The organism is Mycobacterium uberis, assembly GCF_003408705.1.
GTDB classification, from domain to species: domain Bacteria; phylum Actinomycetota; class Actinomycetes; order Mycobacteriales; family Mycobacteriaceae; genus Mycobacterium; species Mycobacterium uberis.
The window spans coordinates 1-25,234 of the sequence record NZ_QAYL01000048.1; the positions used below are offsets into that span (position 1 = coordinate 1).

Annotated in this window: 22 protein-coding genes, 2 tRNA genes and 4 pseudogenes; 18 read left to right on the plus strand and 10 right to left on the minus strand. The window is 57.9% G+C overall.

Translation table 11 applies throughout. From position 1 onward, the window contains the following. Positions 1–100: 100 nt before the first annotated feature. Both MUBE_RS14430 and MUBE_RS14435 read right to left on the minus strand, forming a co-directional pair. Positions 101–818: pseudogene (locus tag MUBE_RS14430) on the minus strand (SDR family NAD(P)-dependent oxidoreductase); the annotation flags it as partial. Beyond that, a pseudogene (locus MUBE_RS14435) lies at positions 815–1,639 on the minus strand (FadR/GntR family transcriptional regulator). The pseudogenes MUBE_RS14435 and MUBE_RS14430, both read right to left, overlap by 4 nt. A 106-nt stretch (positions 1,640–1,745) precedes the next feature. On the opposite strand from MUBE_RS14435, the gene MUBE_RS18640 reads away from it, so the two are divergent. The 4 genes from MUBE_RS18640 to MUBE_RS18655 all read left to right on the plus strand — a co-directional run bounded on the left by MUBE_RS18640 (position 1,746) and on the right by MUBE_RS18655 (position 3,200). Then, the gene (locus MUBE_RS18640; protein ID WP_243633087.1) at positions 1,746–1,958 is read left to right on the plus strand and encodes a hypothetical protein; all 213 of its coding nucleotides are present in this window, start codon (positions 1,746–1,748) and stop codon (positions 1,956–1,958) included. 185 nt (positions 1,959–2,143) lie between these two features. Next, positions 2,144–2,314 (plus strand): hypothetical protein, encoded by a 171-nt coding sequence (locus tag MUBE_RS18645; protein ID WP_243633088.1) that lies wholly within the window; start codon positions 2,144–2,146, stop codon positions 2,312–2,314. A gap of 466 nt (positions 2,315–2,780) precedes the next feature. Continuing rightward, positions 2,781–2,981 carry a CoA transferase gene (locus tag MUBE_RS18650; protein ID WP_243633089.1) on the plus strand — a complete coding sequence of 67 codons (201 nt, stop codon included), beginning with the start codon at positions 2,781–2,783 and terminating at the stop codon, positions 2,979–2,981. A 75-nt stretch (positions 2,982–3,056) separates the two neighbouring features. Continuing rightward, on the plus strand, positions 3,057–3,200 hold the full coding sequence (locus MUBE_RS18655) for a hypothetical protein (protein ID WP_243633090.1): 144 nt from the start codon (positions 3,057–3,059) through the stop codon (positions 3,198–3,200). 932 nt (positions 3,201–4,132) lie between these two features. On the opposite strand, the gene MUBE_RS14445 is transcribed toward MUBE_RS18655, so the two are convergent. After that, on the minus strand, positions 4,133–4,348 hold the full coding sequence (locus MUBE_RS14445; protein WP_116541065.1) for a hypothetical protein: 216 nt from the start codon (positions 4,346–4,348) through the stop codon (positions 4,133–4,135). Positions 4,349–4,736: 388 nt separating this feature from the next. Continuing rightward, a complete protein-coding gene (locus MUBE_RS16160) occupies positions 4,737–4,907 on the minus strand; it encodes a hypothetical protein (protein ID WP_165849894.1) in 171 nt (56 codons plus the stop codon). 50 nt (positions 4,908–4,957) lie between these two features. On the opposite strand from MUBE_RS16160, the gene MUBE_RS19180 reads away from it, so the two are divergent. From MUBE_RS19180 to MUBE_RS14475, 9 genes and pseudogenes are all read left to right on the plus strand, one after another. After that, a complete protein-coding gene (locus tag MUBE_RS19180) occupies positions 4,958–5,092 on the plus strand; it encodes a hypothetical protein (RefSeq protein ID WP_279386747.1) in 135 nt (44 codons plus the stop codon). A 336-nt stretch (positions 5,093–5,428) separates the two neighbouring features. Continuing rightward, on the plus strand, positions 5,429–5,659 hold the full coding sequence (locus MUBE_RS18660) for a hypothetical protein (protein ID WP_243633091.1): 231 nt from the start codon (positions 5,429–5,431) through the stop codon (positions 5,657–5,659). Between the two features lie 171 nt (positions 5,660–5,830). After that, entirely contained in the window at positions 5,831–6,010 is a 180-nt protein-coding gene (locus tag MUBE_RS18665; protein WP_243633092.1) for a hypothetical protein, read from the plus strand. Further along, positions 5,980–6,204 (plus strand): hypothetical protein, encoded by a 225-nt coding sequence (locus MUBE_RS18670; RefSeq protein ID WP_243633093.1) that lies wholly within the window; start codon positions 5,980–5,982, stop codon positions 6,202–6,204. Before MUBE_RS18665 ends, MUBE_RS18670 begins: the two co-directional genes overlap by 31 nt. Positions 6,205–6,382: 178 nt before the next feature. Next, a pseudogene (locus tag MUBE_RS18675) lies at positions 6,383–6,783 on the plus strand (nuclear transport factor 2 family protein). A gap of 754 nt (positions 6,784–7,537) precedes the next feature. Then, positions 7,538–8,257, plus strand: a complete 720-nt coding sequence (locus MUBE_RS14460) for a DUF1906 domain-containing protein (protein ID WP_116541066.1) — start codon at positions 7,538–7,540, stop codon at positions 8,255–8,257. 527 nt (positions 8,258–8,784) lie between these two features. Beyond that, positions 8,785–18,003 (plus strand): type I polyketide synthase, encoded by a 9,219-nt coding sequence (locus MUBE_RS14465; protein ID WP_116541067.1) that lies wholly within the window; start codon positions 8,785–8,787, stop codon positions 18,001–18,003. Positions 18,004–18,014: 11 nt separating this feature from the next. Next, positions 18,015–18,407 carry a holo-ACP synthase AcpS gene (gene acpS / locus MUBE_RS14470; RefSeq protein ID WP_116541068.1) on the plus strand — a complete coding sequence of 131 codons (393 nt, stop codon included), beginning with the start codon at positions 18,015–18,017 and terminating at the stop codon, positions 18,405–18,407. 79 nt (positions 18,408–18,486) lie between these two features. After that, entirely contained in the window at positions 18,487–19,812 is a 1,326-nt protein-coding gene (locus MUBE_RS14475) for a dipeptidase (RefSeq protein ID WP_116541069.1), read from the plus strand. Positions 19,813–19,883: 71 nt separating this feature from the next. Here the strand turns inward: MUBE_RS14475 and bcp are convergent, their stop codons facing one another. After that, positions 19,884–20,357, minus strand: coding sequence for a thioredoxin-dependent thiol peroxidase (bcp, locus tag MUBE_RS14480; protein ID WP_116541073.1), 474 nt, complete (start codon positions 20,355–20,357; stop codon positions 19,884–19,886). Positions 20,358–20,451: 94 nt separating this feature from the next. Here bcp and MUBE_RS14485 point away from each other — a divergent pair. Continuing rightward, a pseudogene (locus tag MUBE_RS14485) lies at positions 20,452–20,676 on the plus strand (DUF3618 domain-containing protein); the annotation flags it as partial. Between the two features lie 509 nt (positions 20,677–21,185). Here the strand turns inward: MUBE_RS14485 and MUBE_RS18680 are convergent. After that, positions 21,186–21,497, minus strand: a complete 312-nt coding sequence (locus tag MUBE_RS18680) for a hypothetical protein (RefSeq protein WP_243633094.1) — start codon at positions 21,495–21,497, stop codon at positions 21,186–21,188. Positions 21,498–21,636: 139 nt separating this feature from the next. Here MUBE_RS18680 and MUBE_RS16165 point away from each other — a divergent pair, with 139 nt between their 5' ends. After that, positions 21,637–21,810 (plus strand): hypothetical protein, encoded by a 174-nt coding sequence (locus MUBE_RS16165; protein ID WP_165849895.1) that lies wholly within the window; start codon positions 21,637–21,639, stop codon positions 21,808–21,810. 312 nt (positions 21,811–22,122) lie between these two features. On the opposite strand, the gene MUBE_RS14500 is transcribed toward MUBE_RS16165, so the two are convergent. Further along, positions 22,123–22,195, minus strand: a tRNA-Lys gene (locus tag MUBE_RS14500). A gap of 239 nt (positions 22,196–22,434) precedes the next feature. Between MUBE_RS14500 and MUBE_RS14505 the strand changes: the two genes are divergently transcribed. Then, a complete protein-coding gene (locus tag MUBE_RS14505) occupies positions 22,435–23,619 on the plus strand; it encodes a L,D-transpeptidase (RefSeq protein WP_116541074.1) in 1,185 nt (394 codons plus the stop codon). A 29-nt stretch (positions 23,620–23,648) separates the two neighbouring features. Here the strand turns inward: MUBE_RS14505 and MUBE_RS14510 are convergent. Together MUBE_RS14510 and orn are read right to left on the minus strand one after the other, a co-directional pair. Beyond that, positions 23,649–23,721, minus strand: a tRNA-His gene (locus MUBE_RS14510). Between the two features lie 49 nt (positions 23,722–23,770). Next, positions 23,771–24,418, minus strand: a complete 648-nt coding sequence (gene orn / locus MUBE_RS14515; RefSeq protein ID WP_116541072.1) for an oligoribonuclease — start codon at positions 24,416–24,418, stop codon at positions 23,771–23,773. Positions 24,419–24,737: 319 nt separating this feature from the next. Between orn and MUBE_RS19185 the strand changes: the two genes are divergently transcribed. Further along, entirely contained in the window at positions 24,738–24,815 is a 78-nt protein-coding gene (locus tag MUBE_RS19185) for a hypothetical protein (protein ID WP_279386748.1), read from the plus strand. Next, positions 24,805–24,966 carry a helicase HerA-like domain-containing protein gene (locus tag MUBE_RS18685; protein WP_279386749.1) on the plus strand — a complete coding sequence of 54 codons (162 nt, stop codon included), beginning with the start codon at positions 24,805–24,807 and terminating at the stop codon, positions 24,964–24,966. Before MUBE_RS19185 ends, MUBE_RS18685 begins: the two co-directional genes overlap by 11 nt. An 18-nt stretch (positions 24,967–24,984) precedes the next feature. Here the strand turns inward: MUBE_RS18685 and MUBE_RS18690 are convergent. Continuing rightward, on the minus strand, positions 24,985–25,234 hold a 250-nt coding region (locus MUBE_RS18690), incomplete at its 5' end, for a hypothetical protein (RefSeq protein ID WP_243633095.1).

Here is a 25,234-nt window from a genome sequence, read left to right on the forward strand (position 1 = left end):
ATGCCATTGCAAAACTAGGAACCACGTTGGGCAAACTAGTCGATGTCCGGGTTTCACTGCGTGAATTTAGCGAATCGGTAATCAAAGCATTCGGCTGACCAGAACGGCGTCGAGCTTTGGCCGGCACAATCGGCTGTCTACCGAGGGAACCGCGCCGCACAGCGCTTAGCCGGATCTCCGGCAGATCAGCCAACGGCTCTACGGTATCTAGCCAGGCTATCGCATTGGCTATGTCGGACATCTGAATGGAGTACATCTTAAAGGAGATTTCTTGCAGCATCCCGTGTTTTCACGGGCCCTGGCGTCAAAGCGTGGACACTGATGCCGTCCTGGTAGACCTCGAGCACTAATGTCCGGGGTGAACGCATTCATGCCGGCTTTGGATGCTGAGTGGGCAGTCAGTGCTGGCACCTACTCGTATTACGCTGATGGTGCAATGAACACTAGCCACGAATCCGCATATATCCGCGGCAGCACGGCAGCGGTCACTGTGAAACACAAATTCGGGTTGGTCGAGATGATTGCTTTCTGTTGCTAGAACGTTTTTCTACGTACGTATGTTCCGCCCAGCAGGCTGGCCATGTGAACGACAAGGTCGACCGATTCAAGTGGGCTTACGACAGAGCAGCAGAAAATCCCGCTGGATTGGATGCGTCAACCACGATATGGCGGACCCTGATCTCCTCCACAGTCGCACGCAGCGGAGTTCCACGTCGCGCTGTCAACACCACGTCATAGCCCTGCTCACACAACCGGTGGGCACATGCTTTCCTGATCTTGTCGCTGCCGCCTGTGACCGGTGCGGTTTTGGTGTTCAACAATGCCGCATACCCCTCGGACGCGGCAATGCCTCCGGGGAAAGCATATAGATCCGTTGTTCGGACTGGTCGGACAACACATAGGTCTGGGTGTAGGCAAAGTGGTGGCCTGCGATCCGGCGCGCTCGGTCGACGTCACCCTTGGTGATCGACTCAGAGAGCTTGACATGTGTGTTGAATGCTGCTCGATGCTTCGCCAGCGACGGGTAGGTGCCCCGTGCTGAGTTCTCTATCTATACCCACTGACGTTCATAGCTGGCCCACAGCGTCTCCAAGCTGTCTACGACCGCTATGATGGTGTGATTGCCATAGTTGAGGACGATAAGATCGTAGAATGTACAATTGATTTCAGTAAAGATCCGGATGCCGTCGAGGTGCTTGGCGATAGAAGCGTTGACCCGCTTAAGTTCTGATATCAAAGTATCCGCGCGATCGGGCTGCTGAGCCGTTAGTGCGGCGCGGGTGGGTTCGAGTTCTTGCAACACCACGCCAAGCTCGGCAAGTGTTATGGACTTGCTCTACAACAACAAACCCAGCATGTAGGCGGTGCTGGCCTTGGTTGATGCGTGCACAACGGCGCTGTCACGGTTGCCTTGCCGCACTGAGATCAGTCCCTCGGTCTCCAAGATCTGTAGCGCTTCCCACAGCGAGATCAAGCTGATGTTGAGCTGCTCGACGAGTATTTTCTGGCGTGGCAATATGTCTCCGTCGGCAAGCTCGCCGTCAAGGATCTAGCGGCGCAACTCGTCAGCTACGATTTCAGCTATCCTTAGCGCCAGCAACCGGCGACGGGCCTCGTGGCGAATTCCCAAGGCGGTCATCCGATCCTTGTAATTCGATTTCATGTATGGCGACTCGCCGCGCTTGCGATCGCCACTACTATTCAGTTGGCCTCGCTATCTTAGCAATAAAAGTATAAATAGCTGCGTGCGTTGCGTATCCTACAAATGGCCGACGCCCCTTGACGAGTTGCGTGTCGTTGAGATCAGTGACTGGATTGCCGACAATTATTGCGGCAGGCTGTTCGTCGACACCTGCCACGTGGATTCCGACCAATACTGCGCTCAACTGGGAATCGCCGATGTCATTGTGTTTACCGCAAGTCGATTGCGGGTAAGGGCCCTGAGTGTCGATTCGTAGTGGTTGCTTGCCTGAGCTGCTCAGACCATGCATCATCTCAGTTTTAGATTTCGGTTGGATCGATTCGTAAGTCGACCGTGTCGCCACTGAATTCAAGCTTTAAACCAGGGCGGGTTCGTTGTGCTTTCGAAGTGATCCCACCGGATCCCCTATCTCGATCGGCGGCGACCTGAGGAAGTACCTGGATGGAGTGTTCTTGGCGTTCGGTATTGTTAACCGTGCGTCGCCGTGTCGAACATGGTGGGCTGGGTGAGCATCTCAATTTGTCTATGCGCGAGGCGATGATTTTGTTCCAGAGCAACGAATGCCTACACTCGCAGCTGTTGCGGGTGCAGCCGGTTGGTCGCACTACTTGAGGTGTCCTCGGTCGAATTGGTCAAGGACCGGTTACGTCGAGATCACCGTGGTCACCGGTCGGTAGTGGCTCGACTTCATTACCATGGCTTACTGCTCTGAACTGACCGGTATTCCTCAGCTGCGGTTTCAGATTGGCTAATGGGAATACCGCAACCTCATCAGGGAACGGATTGGTCCCTGGATGGCCCAACGAACCGTCGAGCTGGGCCAACTGTTCTTGCTACTGATAGCTGCCCTGGGTAACGGTTCCATGGCCCGAGAAGTAGACCACGTGACTGACCGCGGGGTGTCTGTCCGCAACTTCACCGGTTTTCACCAGTCGCGCCCGCTATGGCTGATGTCACGGTGCGCACCCGCAGCGCTCTGTCCCATCTGCTGCGGAAAACTGAGGAATATCCTTGGAGGCAAGGTGAATACGCGTGTAAACCGATGATGCAAGGGGTGCTGCTCGAAGATGTTTGAGTCGTGGATTTGACTGCTTTCTGGACCAGTCCTGCCGTTCCCTACCTGCTGGTTGCGTTCGGCGCCGGCATCGTGGTCGAAAACTTATCGCCAAGGTTTATGAACTATTTCGGACTTACGGCCGATGTGCTGTTGGAGGTCAACCCACAACTCGTCGTCACCCGGATGCCGGCATTTGGGCTGGATGGTCCGTCTGTAGTGTGAGCGGTTCGGATTCGCCTCCACCATAGAGCAGATCGCCGGTCTGGCCTGGGGACTGTATTGTCGGGGACGCCGCCAGTGACGCCGCGGGGCGCCGATGATTCGCTGACCGGCGCGAACGTGGCGTTTGTGGTGATGGCTGTGCTGCATTTCGCCGAACGTGTCGGAATGGGCGAACAGGTTGAACGGCCGATGATCAAGTGGTGTTCAATGCCATTGTGATATATTCTGTCAAATTCGGATTATTCAGAATAACTCTGGGCAAGTGCAGTAACCGTGGTCAGGGCTGGTCGATACAGAAACTCTACAAGTGCGCCGATCCGTATAACTTGGATCGCGGTCGCAGTGCACGATAATCAGGAATGGCGAACGTTAGTGGATCTGATGGGTTGATTCCCTGGTGCGACCAGGGTTTGTCGACCGTCGCCGAACGGTAAGAGCGTGCAGACGAGATTGATCGTCGGTTGCAGGACTGGTTTGCCGGGCAGCCTCTTGAATCGACGATGGAGTGCCTGACTAGCGTGGGTATTCCGGTCGCTCCGGCGGTGTCGCCGTCATTGGTAACCGGGAATCCGCAGCTGTGCGATCGGGGTCTTTGAGGAGATGAACCACCCGAGTACGGGTGTTGGCTTTTATCCGACTCCACCGTTTACCTCGCTAGCTGGTCAACGCAGGTAGCCGCAACGGCACCCGCCCAACTTGGGCGAATACAACGGAAAGGTACTACGCGATAGGCGCGGGCTCACCGAGCCGGAGCTGGCACACCTGGTAGTCGATGGGGTAATCGGGATTCGATCGAAGGGCGTATAGCTTTAGCGAGTGTAAATTATATAATAACAAACACGTTATATTACACTAAAAATTATGATTAACGCTTTGGTATAACGCTCCTGATTTACCGCCGCGTGTTTACGGAGGTTGGCATCTCGTCAAAGATTTCTGTGAAAGCCAGCATAGCACCCAGGTAATGGTATGGTCCACCGCTATCGAAAGTTACGTGCAGGCTTGGGCTGACGGTCGATGTCGAAGGCGAATGGTGAGGAGCAGACTTCCTTGTCAACCTTGGTGGTGAACGTCCAGTACACCATTGGTGTGACCTAGCGCAGTACTTCCTCAATGGCGCTGGGGCGCAATGCTTCCTGTTCGTGATATGGCTAGATCTGTTCCGGATCCGCGACGAACTCCTGTAGCCTAGTGGCCAGCGAGTTATTGGTGGTGTCACTGCTGGTGAAGGTGACGGTCCAGGCAACATCGAGGTTGAGACCGTGCCGGAAAAGTAGCTTAGTCCGTTGTAAATCGACGAAAAGCTCATCAGTAAAATCATTGTGCTGCAAGGCGAAGTTAAAAAGATCATGTGTGTCAGCCGTCATGCGCAACTCATTTTCCGGCCAGCGGTTGATATGTAGTAGCTAAAATAATAGCAATAGCAATAGCGGGCGGATGTCGAATTGTTGTGTGCTGTTGCCGCGATTAGGCTCAATAATTTGTCTGGTCGGCCCGCGAGCGGAGACTTCAGCCGTGGATTCGTCGGAACGGAAGTTTGGGCCGACCGGCTCACATTCAATATGTGATATGAGGCCACTAACCCCGCAACCATCGCCTTGTTCGAGGTCTCTGGCCGCTACTCTGCATGCCATCATTAACGCCTACTGTGGCGGCAGCCGGGTATAAACCTATACTCGCTTTCAGCGGGCCTGTCGACGCTAGAATATTCTACGGCAATATACTTGCTGAAGCGGGGGATGCTTTCCCAACGAGCTAGTAGCCACCGTCCAGGTCGTCGGGAAGACACTGGTCGACGAGGATTACACCGACTACTTCTATGCGTTTTACGTGCAAACTTCGGTGCACGAGCTTGCTGACATCGGCGATATGCCCACCGGCCGTGTTGCCGAGTCCCTGGTACTGTAGCAAGAGATCGTTAAACAAGACTTCTTCACTAGGGAGAACATGTAATACATCTGGAGAAGCCGAGCCTGGTGTCTGAAGAGATCCATCGCTATGTCGCACTGAGCTGCTGGACGTACCGCTTTTACCTGGGCGCGCGATCCTCGCCCACTGACTTCGATTATACCACCGAGGGTGAGTCCGACGCAGTGGCTGCCCAAGCCTGACGAACGGGCTGATGCACGCTGGCCGAAGCAAACTACTGAGGTGCGCCAGTTTTGACATCGATCGATTCACTGTTCCAGCCGTGCTTGATGGCTGAACTTAGCAGTTACTCAACTGGGTAATGACGTCGATGGTCGCCACTGAGGTGACTTTCAAACAGATGTGGTAGCACTCCCGCGCCGTGATCACTCGGCTCGTTGGCAGAGGCGTCAGGCATGACGACTGTATGGTGCTGTTCATCGCCAGCTGCCCAGGATGGGCCTACTTTTGGCTGTATGTGGTACGCATTCGTGCGGTAAATGCGGCAGTGAACGTACCTGTTCTCGGTTGTCACAACCGTGACTTTGGCTTGGGAATTCGACCCCGGCGATGTGCTCTGGACCGCGATGTCGTTGTTTCAACTTAGTGCGGTGTCCAGCGTGCTGGCCCCGATGCTGAAATACCTGCCCGCGGATTCACATGACTGGCAACTGATGCTGCGGTTCATCTTTGCAGCGCCCGTTTACTCAAACTCTTACCACAATATCGGACAGCGTTACCGTTGTTGTATTCACGATGTATGGCATTAGCCTGCACCTTACCCGATTACCGCCAAACAAAGGCGTGATAGACGATGGGGCTTCGGGGAGGCGTCGGGTCAACCCAACTCGAATTTCGACGTGCACATCGTCGACGACGGCAATTCGCTGCCTGCTGGAACAATCGGTTAGATCATCTGCAGCCCCAGGTATTTGCATGTAGTGAGCGAAGGCTATGTCAAGCAAGGTCAGATGGAAGCTCACTTGAAGTGGTTCCGTACCGATGACCTGGACAGGCTCGATGACAACCATACCCTGACGGACGTGGACCGCATCAAAGATTCTTTGCGTAAGCACGGTGAGAATTTGAAGTGGGAGTCGTCGTCATACATCATTCGGTAGTGCTAGAGGCCGCAGCGATCGGAGTGCCGAGTCAGTTGGGCGAAGACAACATCCTGTTGACCGTAACATTGCGCCCCGGCGCTGCCCTGTATTGCGCGGAGTTGCTGGATTTCTACGCTAGTCGCATGCTGTATGCTTCTGCGTGCTACGGTTCGTCGAGGCGGTTAACGAGCTTCAGAAGAATGCTGCTGTAGGGCGGATACGTAAAGATTTTATTGCGTGTGTGGAGTTTACTTCGGGCGTATGAGATCGCGAAAATTGTGGCTATGTTGTGCGTCGGTAAGTTAATTAAGTTAACGTTACGCATGTTGCTGCTTTTCGTGGGGGCGAGCGAGATAGTAAATGACGACGATGGTCTATCAGGAGTAGCGAATGCTCGATGCTGTAATTGTCTGTGCCGCCATCATGGATCTGACCGCCCGGCAAAATCGTTCCTACTTCTATGGTGATTACGAATGCCGGCTCGCTATCTTCTGCCAATTTCGGTGCCAATTATACTCGAGATGGGGAGCTTTTTCACGATCTGCGTGCGACCTTCGATGGTGGCGATAGATAGCTATTGATAATTGTCGATCACGAGATCACTGTCGATCCCGTATGCGCGATCCAGCGCTGTATCGAAGTGCTTTTCTTCGCCGCATACGGCGATATGACCTTGCGGGTCATCAGAGTATTTCGGAATGAGCTGATCTACGAGCGCGGTGGTTGGGTATTTCGTTTCCCACAATCTTGTCTGGGATTCATTACTAAGCCGTCATCCGCTCGTCATGTGAGCAGTACCGATATGTGGTACTTTGATCTCAGCGACCAACTGGTCTGCGGTATCTACGAGGACCCCCAAAGCCAAGAAGAAACAAGATTTACGTCAACACAATGCACCTGGACGGGATCGCGACTGACTAGGCTGACTTTGGTTGGGATGCCGAAATAACCGATCGGTCAGCCAGTTGGCCGATCCTCGGCGGAATATCGTTGTTGTTCGAAGGCGGTTGTCCGACGTATCCCAACTAGCTCAGTAGAGTGCGGCTTGACATGAATAGTGATTGGCTTTGCGACCTATTGTCAGCTGGATTTTCCTGTCGCCGAAGGTGAACACCTCGATCAAGAGTCCGACTCGATGTTGTCGAGATCTATCGGTAATTTGCCTTTCTGACGGTATCCAATTTTTACGAGCGTTCGTTGGCGCTGTACCGGGCTTGGGAGCTGGTCGATGTGTGGCTACGATGGTAGCTAACGTACGAACCCGCTGACTCAGGCCTTGACAACCGCGGTGGATCAGGTTGTGTTGCTGGTATTTTCGGGTAATCGCGTGTGCTGTTCGTGAGGTGTTGATGGAGATAGCTCCTAATCAAAAGGACAAGATAGCAACGATTCTTGACGATCTGTTCTTGGTACTCTCGGAGGACGGGTTGCCTGATCTGGGTACCGGCAGGACGGTGGCCGTTTAGGCGCAGCACGTCAATATAACAAATATGTAACTGGTAGGGCTAATGTGATTTTTGGTGTTCTTGAAGTATTCTATGGTATATGTCGGTTTCTCGGCGTGACGTCCTCAAATTTGCTGCCACGGCTCCGGGTCTGTTAGGTCTGGGAGTCGCCGCTGCGACGTTGCATGCCGTGCCGGTATCGGTGGCAGGTTCACTTGGCACCTTGTTGGACTATGCGGCTGGAGTTATTCCTGCCAGCCAGCTCAAGGCCGCCGGCGCGGTGGGGGCGATCCGTTACGTGTCCGACCCGAGAGGCACCTGGGCGGTTGGCAAGCCAATTCAGATTACCGAGGCGCGTGATCTCACCAATAACGGGCTCAAAATCGTTTCCTGCTATCAATACGGTAAAGGCAATACTTCAGATTGGCTGGGCGGTGCCACCGCCGGCCTCCAGCACGCCCAGCGTGGACTGCAGTTGCACACTGCCGCCGGTGGTCCCGCCAGTGCACCCATTTACGCTTCGATCGACTCTAATCCCACGTATGAGCAATACAAACAGCAGATTGCTCCGTATCTGCGGTCCTGGGAGTCGGTGATCGGACACCAGCGCACGGGTGTCTATGCCAATTCGAAGACGATCAACTGGGTTCTGCAAGACGGCTTGGCTTCGTATTTCTGGCAGCACAACTGGGGTTCTCCCAAGGGATACACTCATCCCGCTGCTAATTTGCACCAGGTCGAAATTGACAAGCGTACCGTTGGTGGGGTTAACGTGGACGTCGACACTATCCTCAAGTCCCAATATGGGCAGTGGGCTTAGCGTTCTAGGGGCTACTGGTGCGTTGATTGGCCTTGACCGACACTGTTGCTTGTAAACTCCTAGCAAATATTTGTTCGATCGATTTATGGGGCTGTGGAACCGCAAAGACGTGCGGTGGTGCGCACCGTGCGTCCGCTACAGCTCATAATTTTTTACATAACGATTTCATAACAAAACTGCCTTGATCAGCACAGTTATAGCTACTCGACCGTAACCACCTGCATGCAGGACGTTTATCCGCGGTGCCCGCGCTCGCGGTTTACTCACAACATGGTTATCCGTGCGTAGAACACGCTAGTAACCAATCGTCATGCAAGAAATGCACGTTCCTTATGTGACACCCTATATTGCAGCCGATGCAGTTTGCCGTGTGACTTGACCTACGGCCGGCACGTTAACACAGCTGGTCAGTTGACTTTCGGTCTGCGGTCCAACGTGGAATCGATCGGGACTGGCCGAGCTCCGCATGGCAGTCCAGGCGGCCTAACGAACAGATACCTAAAGACGCACACAGGGAGATACAGAACGTGACGGTCTATGAGCACGACCAAGTATCCGCTGATCACAGCGGGAACAGCTTGCATAGCACCCATGCTCTGGTGGATCGGCTAACGGCCGGCGAACCGTACGCCGTCGCATTCGGCGGCCAGGGCAGCGCCTGGCTAGAGACCCTGGAAGAACTCGTCTCCTCGGCTGGGATCGAACCCGACTTAACAACGCTGGTCGATGAGGTTGAGTTGCTACTCGAACCGGTCGCCAAAGAGCTGGTCGTGGTGCGTCCGATCGGTTTCGAGCCGTTGCAGTGGGCACGCATGCTGACGGCCGAAGATCCGGTTCCGTCCGACAAGCACCTGACGTCGGCTGCAGTGTCGGTGCCCGGCGTGCTGCTCACCCAGATCGCGGCCGGACGTGCTCTGGCACAGCAGGGGATGGATCTTATCGCTACTCCCCCGGTGGCGGTCGTGGGGCATTCCCAGGGTGTGCTCGCTGTCGAAGCGTTTAAGGCCGGGGGCGCATGCGATGCCGAGTTCTTGGCAATGGCTCAGTTGATTGGTGCCGCCGGAACATTGGTGGCCCGCCGCCGCGGCATCTCTCTCCTCGGTGACCGTCCGCCGATGGTGTCGGTCACCAACGCCGATCCCGAGCGGATTCGCCGGCTGCTTAATGACTTCGCACAGGATGTCCGCACCGTACTGCCCCCGGTGTTGTCCATCCGCAACGGGTGGCGTTCGGTGGTCATCACCGGCACCCCCGAACAGCTGTCGCGATTCGAGCTTTACTGCCGGCAGATCTCCGAGAAGGAGGAGACCGACCGCAAGAACAAGATCCGCGGCGGCGATATCTTCGCTCCGGTCTTCGATCCGGTGCAGGTGGAGGTGGGCTTCCACACGCCGCGCTTGACTGACGGTATTGATATCGTCGGAGGCTGGGCTGAGAAGGTCGGTCTCGATGTAACGTTGGCCCGGCAACTAGCCGAGGCCATCTTGGTGAATGGGGTCGACTGGGTGGACGAGATCGCCCAGTTACATGGTGCCGGAGTTCGGTGGATTCTCGATCTGGGTCCCGGCGATATTTTAACCCGGTTGACCGCACCGGTGATCCGCGGTCTCGGTGTGGGTATCGTGCCCACAGCAACCCGCGATGGTCAGTGCAAACTCTTCACCGTCGGGGCCATGCCCGAGGTGGCCCGCGCTTGGTCTAGTTACGCCCCGACCGTGGTACAACTTCCCGACGGTAGAATCAAGCTTTCGACGAAGTTCACCCAGCTTACGGGACGTTCGCCGATTCTACTTGCGGGTATGACCCCGACTACCGTCGACGCCAACATCGTGGCCGCTGCGGCCAACACCGGACACTGGGCCGAACTGGCGGGTGGCGGACAGGTCACGGAAGACATTTTTGCCAACCGCATCGAGCAACTGTTCGGACTACTCGAGCCAGGACGTACCTATCAGTTCAACGCGTTGTTCCTTGACCCGTACTTGTGGAAGCTGCACGTCGGTGGCAAGAGGCTTGTGCAGAAGGCCCGGAAGTCCGGCGCGGCAATCGATGGTGTGGTGATCAGCGCCGGTATCCCGGATCTCGAGGATGCTGTTGAGCTGATCAAAGAGCTGTGCGGCATCGGCATCAGCCATGTCGTGTTCAAGCCCGGTACCATTGAGCAGATCCGTTCGGTGATTCGCATCGCAACCGAGGTATCCACCAAACCGGTGATCATGCATGTCGAAGGTGGGCGTGCGGGCGGCCACCACTCCTGGGAAGATCTTGACGACCTGCTAATGGCCACCTACTCGGAGTTGCGCTCACGTGCCAACATCACCGTGTGCGTCGGCGGCGGCATTGGCACCCCCGAAAGGGCGGCGGAGTACTTGTCCGGACGTTGGGCGCAGGCATATGGCTTTCCGTTGATGCCGATTGACGGCATCCTGGTCGGCACCGCGGCGATGGCGGCGAAAGAAGCCACTGCCTCGCCATCGGTTAAGCAGATGCTGGTCGAAACTCAAGGCACCGACAAGTGGATCAGCGCCGGAAAAGCCCAGGGCGGCATGGCTTCCAGCCGTAGTCAGCTTGGTGCCGACATACACGAGATTGACAATACTGCCTCGCGTTGCGGCCGTCTACTCGACGAGGTCGCTGGTGACGCTGAGACTGTCGCAGAGCGCCGCGACGAGATCATCGCGGCTATGGCCAACACCGCCAAGCCTTATTTTGGCGACGCTTCAGAGATGACCTACCTGCAGTGGTTACGGCGCTACGTCGAACTGACGATCGGTGAGGGGAACTCGACCGCCGACACCGCATCGCCGGGCAGTCTGTGGCTGGCCGATACTTGGCGCGATCGGTTCCAGCAGATGCTGCAACGTACTGAATCACGTTTGCATTCAAAGGATTTTGGGATGATCGAGACAGTATTTGCCGATCCGGCGCTACTGGAGAAGCCTGACCAGGCTATCGTTGCTCTACTTGCGCGCTACCCAGACGCGGAAACCGTCCAGCTGCATCCGGCGGATGTGTCTTTCTTCATTACGCTGTGTAAGACGCTGGGCAAGCCGGTCAACTTCGTGCCGGTCATCGATAAGGATGTGCGGCGTTGGTGGCGCAGTGACTCGCTGTGGCAGGCGCACGATGCCCGCTATGACGCCGACCAGGTGTGCATCATCCCCGGCATTGCGGCGGTAGCCGGCGTTACCCGGATGGACGAGCCAGTCGGTGAGTTGTTGGACCGCTTCGAACAGGCCGCCATCGACGAGGTGCTCGCTGGTGGAGCAGAGCCGGTGAAGGTCACGTCACGCCGGCTGGGCCGCACAGATGTGGCTGGACCGCTGGCCGTGGTGCTCGATGCGCCCGATGTGCTGTGGGCCGGACGCACCGCAATAAATCCGGTTCATCGGATCGCTGACCCGAATGAGTGGCAGGTTAATGGAGACCTCAGTGCAACACACTCATCCACCGGTTCCCGGCTGCAGGTAAAGGCTGAAGACCAGCAGGTCGTGCTCAGTGTTCCGGTATCGGACGGCTGGGTCGATATCCCGTTCACACTGCCCGCCAACACCGTTGACGGTGGTACTCCACTGGTGTCCACCGACGACGCCACCAGTGCCATGCGCGCCGTACTGGCCATCGCCGCTGGTGTGGACGGGCCGGAATTGCTACCTCCGGTGAAAGACGGAACTGCCATCGTCACAGTCGACTGGGATCCTGAGTGGGTTGCTGATCACACCGGGGTCACGGCCACCTTCGGGGAGCCACTGGCACCCGGTATCACCCCTGTGCCCGACGCACTAGTCGGTGCATGCTGGCCCACGATTTTCGCAGTCATCGGCTCAGTGGTTACTGACGCCGGTGTCCTGGTGGTGGAAGGCCTGCTGAGTCTGGTGCACCTGGACCATGCCGCCCGTGTCGTTGGTCGGCTGCCAACAGTTCCGACCCACTTGACAGTTACCGCAACGGCTTCGCTGGCTATCGACACGGACATGGGTCGTGTTGTGCCCGTCTCGGTGACTATTAGAGACAGGGCCGGAACCGACGGCGCTGTGCTCGCCACTCTCGAGGAACGGTTTGTGATTCTCGGGCGCACTGGTGCCGCTAAACTCACCGACCCGGTCTGGGCTGGTGGCGCAGTATCTGAAAACGCAACCGACACTCCGCGCCGCCGACGCCGTGACGTCACCCTTACCGCACCAGTTGATATGCGTCCATTTGCGGCGGTGTCCGGCGACCACAATCCCATTCACACCGACCGGGCCGCTGCGCTGCTGGCAGGTTTGGAGGCGCCAGTCATACACGGCATGTGGTTGTCGGCTGCCGCCCAGCATGTGGTAACAGCTACCGACGGGCAAGCCCGACCGCCGGCGCGGCTGATCGGGTGGACCGCACGATTCCTGGGCATGGTACATCCTGGAGACGAGATCGACTGTCGTGTCGACCGGGTCGGAATCGACCAGGGTGCAGAGATTTTAGAGGTCAGTGTGCGCATCGGTTCGGATCTGGTGATGTCGGCGACCGCACGGCTGGCCGCGCCCAAGACCGTCTATGCGTTCCCCGGTCAGGGCATCCAGCACAAAGGTATCGGTATGGATGTTCGGGCCCGTTCCAAGGCGGCCCGCAAGGTGTGGGACGACGCCGACAAGTTTACCCGTGGCACGCTTGGGTTTTCGGTGTTGCACGTGGTGCGGGACAACCCAACTGACCTTACCGCTAGCGGTGTGCATTACCATCACCCCGATGGGGTGTTATACCTCACACAGTTCACTCAGGTTGCGATGGCTACGGTGGCAGCCGCGCAGGTCGCTGAGATGCGCGAGCAGGGTGCTTTCGTCGAAGACGCCATCGCCTGTGGTCACTCTGTCGGCGAGTACACGGCGCTGGCATGTGTGACGGGCGTCTATCAGCTGGAAGCCTTGCTGGAAACGGTGTTTCATCGCGGGTCGAAGATGCACGACATCGTGCCACGCGACGAGCTGGGCCGCTCTAACTATCGGTTGGCGGCGATCCGACCCTCACAGATCGGCTTGCCCGACGATGAGGTTCTCGCGTTCGTCCAGGGAATCGCCGAAAACACTGGTGAATTCCTGGAGATTGTGAACTTTAACTTGCGGGGTTCGCAGTACGCGATCGCTGGCACCGTCCGTGGTCTGGAAGCACTGGAGGCCGAGGTGGAACGTCGTCGCGAGCTCACCGGCGGTCGGCGGTCGTTCATCTTGGTGCCGGGCATTGACGTGCCATTCCACTCACGGGTACTGCGGGTAGGTGTGGCCGAATTCCGTTGTTCGCTGGACCGCGTTATGCCGTACGATCAAGATCCCGACTTAATCATCGGGCGTTATATCCCCAACCTGGTGCCACGGCCATTCACGTTGGAGCGCGATTTCATCCAGGAGATCCGCGACCTGGTTCCTGCCGAACCACTAGACGATATTCTCGCTGACTACGACACCTGGCGCCGCGAACGCCCGAGTGAGATGGCGCGCCGGGTGTTAATCGAACTGTTGGCCTGGCAATTCGCTAGCCCGGTTCGTTGGATCGAAACGCAGGACTTGTTATTCATCGAGGAGGCCGCTGGCGGCCTGGGTGTGGAACGGTTCGTCGAGATCGGTGTGAAGTCGGCGCCGACCGTTGCCGGGCTAGCCAGCAACACCCTCAAGTTACCCGAATATGCCTACAGTACAGTGGAAGTGCTTAACGCTGAACGCGACGCCGCAGTGCTGTTCGCTACCGACACCGACCCCGATCCTGAAGACGTATCGGATGATTCCTTCGCTGCAGTGGCGGACAGCTCGGCGGCGCAGGAAGTCGCTGCACCTGCACCGGTGGCGCCATCGAGTGCGGCTCGGCCGGGGGACATTTCGTTCGGCGCCGCCGACGCTACTTTGGCACTGATAGCGCTGTCAACCAAGATGCGCATCGACCAGATCGAGGAGATGGACTCGATCGAGTCCATCACTGACGGCGCATCCTCGCGACGCAACCAGTTGCTGGTGGACCTGGGATCCGAGTTGAACTTGGGTGTTATCGATGGTGCCGCGGAGGCAGACCTAGTTAAGTTACGATCACAGGTGACTAGGCTGGCGCGTACCTACAAGCCTTACGGCCCAGTGCTTTCCGAAGCGATTAATGATCAACTACGCACGGCTCTGGGGCCCTCGGGCAAGCGACCCGGGGCCATTGCTGAGCGGGTCAATAAAACCTGGGCACTCGGCGAGGGTTGGGTTAAGCACGTCATGGTCGAGGTTATGCTGGGAACTCGTGAAGGTACCAGTGTTCGCGGGGGAGCTCTGGGCAATCTGCACGAGGGCGCGTTGACCGATGCAGGGTCCGTCGACAAGGTCATTGACGCAGCGGTTGCTTCGGTCGCCGCTCGGCATGGCGTTGCGGTGGTCCTGCCATTCGATGGCGGTGGCAGAGGCGTGAGCGTCGACGCCACAGCGCTGAACGAGTTCGCCGATCAGATCACTGGCCGCGACGGGGTGCTCGCCTCGGCAGCCCGTCTGATACTGGGCCAGCTGGGTCTGGACGATACGGTGACTGCAGCGCCAGCGGCTACCGACGCCGAGCTCATCGACTTGGTTACTGCCGAACTGGGTATCGACTGGCCGCGTTTGGTGACTCCCGTGTTTGACGCTAAGAAGGCTGTTGTCTTCGACGATCGCTGGGCCAGTGCTCGTGAGGATTTGGTCAGACTGTGGCTGACCAACGAGGGTGAGGTTGACGCCCAGTGGTCGCGTCTGTCGGAAAGGTTTGAGGGTGCCGGCCACATCGTCGCCACCCAGGCGACCTGGTGGCAGGGCAAGTCGTTGGCCGCGGGCCGTCAGACCCATGCGTCGCTATACGGACGGATCGCCGCTGGTGCGGAGAACCCGGATCCAGGTCACTATAGCAGCGAAATCGCTCTGGTGACAGGGGCTTCGAACGGTTCGATCGCGGCCTCGGTGGCTGCGCGGCTGCTCGACGGCGGTGCCACTGTGATTGCGACGACGTCGAAACTCGACGAGGAGCGAGTGGCATTTTACCGCACACTGTATCGCGACTATGCTCGCTACGGCGCCACACTGTGGGTAGTCGCGGCCAATATGGCGTCCTACTCTGATATCGATGCACTGGTCGAATGGATAGGCAGTGAGCAGACAGAAAGCCTTGGGCCACAGTCGATTCACATCAAGGATGCGCAGACACCGACACTACTGTTCCCATTTGCGGCGCCGCGCGTAGTTGGTGACTTGTCGGAGGTCGGTGCGCGCTCCGAGATGGAGATGAAGGTGTTGCTGTGGGCTGTGCAGCGACTGATTGCCGGCCTGTCGAGGATCGGCGCCGAGCGCGATATCGCGTCGCGGCTTCATGTGGTGCTGCCTGGCTCGCCCAACCGCGGAATGTTCGGTGGCGATGGGGCTTACGGCGAAGCCAAGTCGGCGCTAGACGCTTTGGTGTGTCGCTGGAATGCCGAGTCGTCGTGGTCGGCGCGGGTTAGCCTGGCGCATGCGCTGATTGGCTGGACTCGCGGCACTGGGCTGATGGGACACAACGACGCTATCGTCCGTGCTGTCGAGGAGGCAGGTGTCACCACGTACTCCACCGATGAGATGGCTGCAATGTTGTTGGACTTGTGCGATGCAGAGTCCAAGGTGGCTGCTGCCAATACGCCGATCAAAGTGGACTTAACCGGCGGCCTGGGTGAAGTCAACCTCGACATGGCCGAACTAGTCGCTAAAGTGCGTGAGGACATGTCATCGGACGACGATACTAAAGCCGCTGAGGCGGTGGGTACCATTGCCGCGTTGCCCTCTCCGCCGCGCGGCTACACTCCAGCGCCACCGCCGCACTGGGACGACCTCGATGTCGATCCTGCTGACCTAGTGGTGATAGTCGGCGGTGCTGAAATAGGCCCGTACGGTTCGTCGCGTACCCGGTTCGAGATGGAGGTCGCAGGCGAACTGTCGGCTGCCGGCGTCCTAGAGTTAGCCTGGACCACCGGATTGATTCGCTGGGAAGACGATCCGCAACCCGGTTGGTACGATGTCGAATCCGGCGAGCTGATCGATGAGTGCAAATTAGTCGAACGTTACCACGACACCGTAGTGCAACGCTGTGGCATCCGTGAGTTCGTCGATGACGGCACGATCGACCCCGATCACGCGTACCCACTTCTGGTCTCGGTGTTCTTGGACAAGGACTTTGTGTTCGTCGTTTCCTCGGAAGCCGATGCTCGTGCATTTGTCGAGTTCGACCCGGAGCACACGGTCATCCGGCCGGTGCCCGACTCAAGTGACTGGCAGGTCATCCGCAAGGCCGGCACTGAGATTCGAGTGCCGCGAAAGACCAAGCTGTCACGGGTCGTTGGCGGCCAAATCCCGACCGGATTCGACCCAACAGTGTGGGGCATCAGCCCTGACATGGTCAATTCCATCGACAGGGTGGCGGTGTGGAACGTCGTAGCAACCGTTGACGCATTCCTGAGCGCCGGCTTCAGCCCCGCTGAGGTGATGCGCTATGTGCACCCGAGCTTGATCGCTAACACCATGGGCACCGGCATGGGTGGTGGCACCTCGATGCAGACACTGTACCATGGTAATTTGCTGGGCCGTAACAAGCCTAACGATATCTTTCAGGAAATCCTGCCGAATGTCGTTGCTGCGCACGTGGTTCAATCCTACATTGGCAGTTACGGCTCGATGATTCATCCGGTTGCTGCGTGCGCGACGGCCGCGGTGTCAGTAGAAGAGGGCGTCGACAAGATCCGACTAGGCAAAGCCGAGCTGGTGGTAGCCGGCGGCATAGATGACCTGACGTTGGAAGGCATCATCGGCTTTGGTGACATGGCAGCCACCGCCGACACCGCCATGATGCGTGGCCGGGGCATCCACGATTCCAAGTTCTCCCGGCCCAACGACCGGCGTCGGCTGGGTTTCGTCGAAGCTCAGGGTGGTGGCACCATCCTGCTGGCGCGTGGCGACCTGGCGCTCAAGATGGGCCTGCCGGTGCTCGCGGTGGTGGCGTTCGCCCAGTCGTTCGGCGACGGCGTGCACACTTCGATCCCAGCGCCGGGCCTGGGTGCGCTGGGTGCAGGCCGCGGCGGCAAGGACTCGCCGCTGGCCCTGTCGCTAGCCAAGCTCGGAGTGTCAGCTGACGATATTGCGGTGATCTCCAAGCACGACACCTCGACGCTGGCCAACGACCCTAACGAGACCGAGCTGCATGAGCGGCTCGCCGACTCGATGGGACGCTCCCAAGGTGCTCCGCTGTTCGTGGTGTCGCAGAAGAGCCTCACCGGCCACGCTAAGGGAGGCGCAGCGGTCTTCCAGATGATGGGTTTGTGCCAGATGCTGCGAGATGGGGTAGTTCCACCTAATCGCAGCTTGGATTGTGTCGATGACGAGTTGGCCTGCGCGACGCATTTTGTCTGGCTACGCGACACGCTGCGACTCGGCGAGAAATTTCCACTCAAGGCCGGTATTCTGACCAGCCTCGGGTTCGGTCACGTGTCGGGTCTGGTGGCGCTAGTGCATCCGCAGGCGTTTCTCGCCGCGCTGGACCCGAGTAAGCGGGCCAACTACCAGCGGCGTGCAGATGCGCGCTTGCTAGCCGGTCAACGGCGTCTAGCGTCGGCGATCGCTGGCGGTTCGCCGATGTACGAGCGGCCATTGGACCGTCGCTTCGGCCACCACGAGCCGGAGAGATTGCAGGAGGCGGCGATGCTATTGAATCCGGCCGCCCGGCTGGGTGACAGCGGGACCTGTATCGGAATCGGTTAACAGGGCGATTCATGGGAATTGTCGGCGTGGGGATCGACCTCGTCTCTATCCCTGATTTCGCTGAGCAGGTCAGCCGACCGGGAACGGCATTCTCGGCCACTTTCACCCCCGGTGAGCGTCGTGACGCCTCGGACAAGAGTTCGTCGTCGGCGCGTCACCTGGCGGCTCGATGGGCCGCGAAGGAAGCGGTGATCAAGGCGTGGTCAGGATCGCGATTTGCCCAACGACCAATGTTGCCCGAAGACATCCATCGCGATATCGAGATAGTGACCGACATATGGGGCCGTCCGCGGGTCAGGCTCACCGGAGCCATCGCCAAGCATCTGGCGGATGTGACGATCCATGTGTCGCTGACGCATGAAAGGGGCACCGCAGCTGCGGTGGCGATATTGGAGGTACCGTGAGCGCGCGTGTTGCTCCGCGACACGTAAGAGTTAACAGGTATTTTTCGGATGCTGGCGCGGGGTTAGTCAGGAGAAACTCATGAGTGATCTGATTGAGCGCGTTCATGAAGTACTACCATCGGTACGGCGTGACCTTGAGGACTTGGTACGGATTGAATCGGTGTGGGCCGACCCTAGTCGGCGGAATGAGGTGCACCGCAGCGCACAGGTGGTCCTAGATCTGTTGTCGCAAGCGGGTTTTGGCGATGTGCGGATCGTCAACGAGGGTGGTGCCCCGGCCGTCATTGCTCGCTATCTCGCGCCACCGGGCGCGCCTACCGTGTTGCTGTATGCTCACCATGACGTCCAACCGGAAGGTGACCGCGACCAGTGGGTGTCGCCGCCTTTCGAACCCACGGAACGCGACGGGCGACTCTACGGTCGCGGTAGTGCCGATGATAAAGCAGGTATCGCAACGCATTTGGCGGCCTTCCGGGCGCATGGCGGCCGACCGCCGGTGGGTGTGACGGTTTTTGTGGAGGGTGAAGAAGAATCCGGATCACCGTCGTTGGGCAAGCTGCTGGCCGCGCACCGCGACAAGCTGGCTGCCGACGTGATCGTCATCGCCGACTCGGCTAACTGGAGCACCGATGTCCCCGCTTTGACAGTGTCACTACGCGGTTTAGTGGACTGCGTCGTTGAAGTTGCCACACTCGACCATGGGTTGCATTCCGGCTTGTGGGGTGGTGTGGTTCCCGACGCACTGAGCGCTCTGGTGCGGTTACTAGCCAGTTTACACGACGATGACGGCAACGTGGCCGTGGTGGGTCTGCATGAAAGTACTGCTGCAGACGTGGACTATCCGCTCGAGCGGGTATGGGCTGACTCTGGCTTGTTGGACGGAGTGTTGGAGATTGGCTCGGGTTCAGTGCCGCAGCGGCTATGGGCCAAACCGGCGATCACTGTGATCGGTATCGACACCACATCCGTTGCTGCAGCATCGAATACGCTGATCCCGCGGGCTCGGGCCAAGATCAGCATGCGGGTTGCACCGGGCGGTGACGCTGCGACGCACCTGGACGCGTTGACCACGCATCTGCAGCGACATGCTCCGTGGGGCGCTCACGTCAGTGTTATCTTTGGCGATGCTGGCGAGCCATACGTCATCGAGGCTAGCGGTCGAGTTTATGACGCCGCGCGGACAGCGTTGCGGCAGGCGTGGGGTGCTGATCCGATCGATATGGGAATGGGTGGCTCCATCCCGTTCATTGCCGAGTTTGCAGCCGCATTCCCGCAGGCGAAGATCCTGGTCACCGGCGTCGAAGACCCCGCGACACAAGCTCATAGCATCAACGAAAGCTTGCATCTGGGTGTGCTGGAACGTGCGGCGGTCGCTGAAACGTTGTTGTTGGCCAACCTGGCCTGAGTAGCGCCTAGATCGATGGTGGTCGACCTGCTTTCCCGTCTTGTGTGGCTTCGTCGCTCTCGTAATCGTCACTAGACTGATAAGTCGCGCCGAAGTCTCGCAACATGGCCGGTGGCGGTGACGTTGTACTGCGCGACCGCGATGTTACCCTCTTCGTCAACCACAAATGTGGAACGGATCACACCCCGGACGGTCTTGCCGTACATTTGCTTTTCGCCGTAGGCGCCCCAGGCCGACAGCACCTTATGGTCGGGATCAGACAGCAGTAGAAACGTCAGCCTCTCTGCGTCACGGAATTGGGCCAGTTTAGTTGGTGGGTCGGGGGAGATCCCCACGACGTCCAGCCCAGCACTATTGAAATCATGCAGATTGTCTCGAAAATCACATGCTTGCTTGGTACATCCTGGCGTCAAGGCCGCCGGATAAAAATACACGATGACACGCCGTCCCCGATAATCGGTCAGCGAAACCGTTGTGCCATCGGCATCATGTAAAGTGAAGGTAGGTGCTTGGTCACCTGGCGCCAGCCGTGTGGTCTCGGTCAAGTTGGCTCCTTTAACGTTCACCGGGTGTGGGGATCGCTGTCAGCTGATCTAGGGTAATACCTAAGGTGCATCGGCCGGATTTGGAGGACCTATAGTGTCGGATCGAGATCCCGAGACTATCAAGCAGAACATCGACCTCACCCGCGAACAGCTGGCGGTGACTGTCGATTCACTTGCTGAGCGCGCTAATCCTCGCCGTCTCGCCGACAACCTCAAGGCCTGGGTGATCGAATTTGTGAAAAAGCCAGTGGTGATCGCTTCGCTGGTGGGGGTCTCTTTGGTCATCGTGGTCGTGCAGGTTCGCTGGATCAGGGGTCGCCGAGTCAAGACGAAACTGCTTGCCGCGCAGGGGATTCCTCGACTAGTGTGGTCCACACCAGCGAGTTGAATGCACGGAAGAGGTTACCCTCGCGGATACAGCCAACCGCTCGAAGAGATTTATTTCGAGCGATTGTTTGAGTGTTCTTCTTGACCACAGCTACCTTATCCTCCGTCGAGATATGCTCCGGTTTTGTAGTGTCAGTAGCTTTCCCGAAACTGGCTACATGCGTTGCGGACGCGGTATAGGTGTGAGGCCGATACCGCGCATCAACGGTCATGGTCATGTCGTCACGGCCGGTCAGTTTCGCGCTGATGGCCCTGGCTGAACCGACCCAAAACACTGTCGTGGGTGACCTACCAGGCTCGATCGGATACTTGTTTTCCACCGACCGCGATGCGGATGAACCCAGCATGACCATGCCAATTCCGGCGGCACTCCATTACCCTTGAACTTCACTATCTCGCGGCTGTGGCCGAAGAATGCCAAGATCGTCTCGTTGTGTCGCATCAGCCTCTCGCATGGTCTCCGGGGTGTCGACAACATTGCCGTCGGCGGCCATCAGGTTGCGGCCAAATCCCGGCTGCGACCTGCACGCTGATCTCGCTACGCACGAAGCGAGAAATCAGCAACACCTCACCGTTGACGAACTGAGTGTGGTCGCTTACCGGCAAGAACCAGCCATGTGCCGGCAAGTTGTCCAGGTCGCTCAGGTACGGGTGGGAAAAGTCGATGACGGGCGCAATCTCGTCGTGCATCTTGCCCAGTGCGCTGCCCATGATCTGGACATGGCGCGCACAGGTGCACCACTGCATCAGCATCGATTGGCCTGCTTACGGGATTTTCATCTAGGCGTCGGGGTGGTGTTCCACTCACTGTTCCAAACGGACTAGAATCTGTGTCGATGCAATTCGACTCTGCGAACTGCTACTGCAATTCACAACACGATTCTTGAGCGCCATGCAATCGGAGTTCGCCCAATATGGGTTGACCGAGGCCCGGCTCAACTGTATCGCCAGTGCCGCCGGGGTCAGCCAGGAGTGGCTCTACGCTCATTTGGAGAAGACAAAGAGGCGATTTTTCGCAGCGTGGTCGCCGCCGACATGGTGGAATTTTTCGCCGCGGTCACACTAACCTGGACGCAGTACCGGCGTTCGTCGGCGACATCTACGATTTTATCTGCCGGCTGCCCGAGCACCTGCGCACGATCATCTGGGCGAGCCTGGAGGGGCTGATTCTCGATCCGTTTCCCATCGTGGGCCTGGATTGGTGCCAAGTCCACGAGATGGGAAACGGATTGAAGCTGACCAGGCCGCCGGCCATATTGACGGGGTCTAGAGTCCTACGGATCTGCTCGTGATCTTGTTCGACGTCGGGCTTGGTGCGGGCGCAGTCGCCATAGAGGTCGCACGCCGCATCATGGCTACCGAAACCTGAAAGATCGAGTGCGCCGTCAGGGTTTCGAACCCCGGACCCGCTGATTAAGAGTCAGCTGCTCTACCAACTGAGCTAACGGCGCCTTAGGTCTGTCCGGACCGCTTTTGCGACAATAACAGGCGTTCTGTAGCAGAACGAAATCCTTCGATCTTCCCCAGTATAAATGGCTTGCGGTCCACAGGCTGATGCCAAGAATCAGCGGGCAGGCCTCGTTAGGCCAGTCAGGTTGCCACGATGATCGGCTGGAAGCCATTACAATTTTCACAGTCGTTCAGGGTCGGCGGTGATCAAATAGCTGGAAGCGTCAGGGAAGGTCATTCGATGACGTCTTTGTTTATGTGTCGATCATGCCTGGCTACTGCTATAATCGCATTTGCTGTCATCGGTGGTGGCCGCACCGCCGCGTCGGTGAACGTCATCAGCGATAAGGGCACGCCATTTGCCGATCTGTTGGTCCCGAAGCTCACCGCCTCGGTGACTGACGGTGCTATTGGTGTCACTGTGGATGCGCCTGTCACAGTGGCCGTCGCTGACGGTGTACTGGCGGCGGTCACCATGGTTAACGATAAAGGTAGGATGGTCAATGGCAAACTTAGCTCCGACGGGCTGCACTGGTCGACCACCGAGCCGCTGGGCTTCAACCGGCGATACACGCTGAGCGCGAAAGCGCTCGGGCTAGGTGGGGCGGCGAACGGCCAGATGACCTTCCAGACCAGTTCCCCCGCGCATCTGACGATGCCTTACATCAATCCGGGCGATGGCGAAGTGGTAGGCGTCGGGGAGCCCGTGGCGGTCCGGTTCGACGAGAATATCGCAAACCGCGCTGCCGCGCAAAAGGCCATCGTCATCACCACCAACCCACCCGTTGAGGGTGCGTTTTACTGGCTGAATAATCGTGAAGTGCGTTGGCGCCCCGAGTATTTCTGGAAGTCTGGGACAGTTGTTGATGTGGCGGTCAACACGTACGGCGTCGACTTGGGCGAAGGAATGTTCGGCGAGGACAACGCGAAAACACACTTCACCATTGGTGACGAGGTTGTCGCGACCGCTGACGACACCACCAAGATGATGACTGTGCGCGTCAACGGTGAAGTAGTCAAAACCATGCCGACGTCGATGGGCAAGGACAGCACCCCAACAGCCAATGGCGTCTACATTGTTGGTGCACGGTTTAAACACATCATCATGGACTCGTCGACTTACGGGGTTCCCGTCAACTCACCCAACGGATATCGCACTGATGTCAACTGGGCCACACAGCTGTCTTACAGTGGCGTCTTTGTGCATTCCGCGCCGTGGTCGGTGGGTGCCCAAGGCCATACCAACACCAGCCACGGGTGTTTGAATGTGAGCCCGAGCAATGCGCAGTGGTTCTACGATCACGTCAAGCGCGGTGACATCGTCCAGATCGTCAACACGGTGGGAGGTATCCTGCCCGGTGCCGAAGGTCTTGGGGATTGGAATATTCCCTGGGCGCAGTGGAAGGCGGGCAATGCCAACACCTGACGCGCCTCGTGTCGCGATCTGACCTGCGGGGTGAGTGACGGGACTCGAACCCGCGACACCCAGGATCACAACCTGGTGCTCTACCAACTGAACTACACTCACCATGGCCGCCGGCCGACCCTAGCAGGGTTGACGAGCGGTGCTGTCGATATTAACTGCTTGGATGCTCGTTGGCCGAATCGCTATCTCCTGGCGTGGCGGGCGGGCCGGAAAGATTGGTGACTACCGCCGCGATTTCGCTGTTAGACGGCCCGGGCGGAGGCACAAACGCGGTGCGGCGGTAAAACTGCAACTCCCGAATCGATTCGTGAATATCGGCCAGTGCCCGATGCGTGAGCCCCTTGGCTGGTTGGCCGAAATAAATGCGTGGGTACCAGCGCCGGCAGAGTTCTTTAATCGAACTGACGTCGATCATACGATAGTGCAGGAACGAGTCCAAGGTGGGCATGTCGCGGGCGATGAACAAACGATCGGTGGCGATCGAATTGCCCGCCAGCGGAACCGTCTTCGGTTGCTTGACGTGGTTGTTGATGTAATCGAGTACCATTATCTCGGCGCTCGCCAAGTCGACAGTCGATGCCTCCACCTCACTTATTAGTCCTGACCGCGAATGCATCTCGGCGACTACGTCAATCATTGACGAAAGCACATCACTGTCGGCATGGATCACGACATCGACTCCGTCACCGAGGATGTTCAGATCGGCATCTGTGACTAGGGCTGCAATTTCGATCAACTTGTCCGAACCTGGATCCAGCCCGGTCATCTCACAGTCTATCCATACTAATTCGTCGCGCACAGCACTCTACAGTAGGCTCACGTAAGATCTGCCTTGGTCTCCCCCAGCAAGTAGTGTCAACGTTTGCCGTACCGCATGGGGAATTACTTGGGTATAGGGGGTACGATGAGCACTGAACCAGCGGTAGGCGGATCGCGAACGATTGTGCCGTCGCAAGCCAGACCCCGGAATTGGGACTGTCGTCGTCGACGGCGAGGTCGATCTGAACGCACAAATCCGCATTTCACTGGCCATGATCAACAGGCACAGCCGAGCGGCCAGCTGGAACTAAACAGACAAGACCAAAACGCTGCAGCTCACCACTGGACAGTTCAGTGCTGTGAGCACAGCTGTGCTGATGACGAACGTCAAGGGTGACCTGTTCGGTTTGACCTGGTCCGGGGGAGATCAACGATAAGATTGTCGTGCGGGCCAAGAATATCGGGAACAAGTTGGCTCCGATCGGATTCCCGGTGGGTTTTTTGTCGCTGGGTATCGACGGAATTGGCGTGCCGGTGTGCGCGACCATCGCTATTTTCGGGCCGATTTTGTTATCAAAAATTTTGTAGCTCAATATCACCCAAGAATCAACGTGGGGTCTGATCTTCCATTGAGCCAAAAATAAGGACCGTCAGCTGGTCACCCTCGACAATCTGCGTCGGGCTATCAGCTACCTGACCAGCAATGAGGATAAGGCTGACATGACATCCCTGGGCGTCGCGCTCCTTCGCCGTCCATCTTCTTATCGCTGGTGTTGTTTTGTGTTGTTTTGTGTTGTTGGTTGGTGGTGTTGAAGCGAGGTTTTGGTCTGTTCTTATCTGGGGAGAGTCTAGCCAG

Coding starts and splice junctions, on each gene's coding strand:
- MUBE_RS18645 (WP_243633088.1), top strand. CDS start 2,144: ATGGAGTGTTCTTGGCGTTCGGTATTGTTAACCGTGCGTCGCCGTGTC.
- MUBE_RS14445 (WP_116541065.1), bottom strand. CDS start 4,348: ATGACGGCTGACACACATGATCTTTTTAACTTCGCCTTGCAGCACAAT.
- MUBE_RS14460 (WP_116541066.1), top strand. CDS start 7,538: ATGTCGGTTTCTCGGCGTGACGTCCTCAAATTTGCTGCCACGGCTCCG.
- acpS (WP_116541068.1), top strand. CDS start 18,015: ATGGGAATTGTCGGCGTGGGGATCGACCTCGTCTCTATCCCTGATTTC.
- MUBE_RS14475 (WP_116541069.1), top strand. CDS start 18,487: ATGAGTGATCTGATTGAGCGCGTTCATGAAGTACTACCATCGGTACGG.
- MUBE_RS18680 (WP_243633094.1), bottom strand. CDS start 21,497: ATGCTGATGCAGTGGTGCACCTGTGCGCGCCATGTCCAGATCATGGGC.
- MUBE_RS16165 (WP_165849895.1), top strand. CDS start 21,637: ATGCAATCGGAGTTCGCCCAATATGGGTTGACCGAGGCCCGGCTCAAC.
- MUBE_RS14505 (WP_116541074.1), top strand. CDS start 22,435: ATGACGTCTTTGTTTATGTGTCGATCATGCCTGGCTACTGCTATAATC.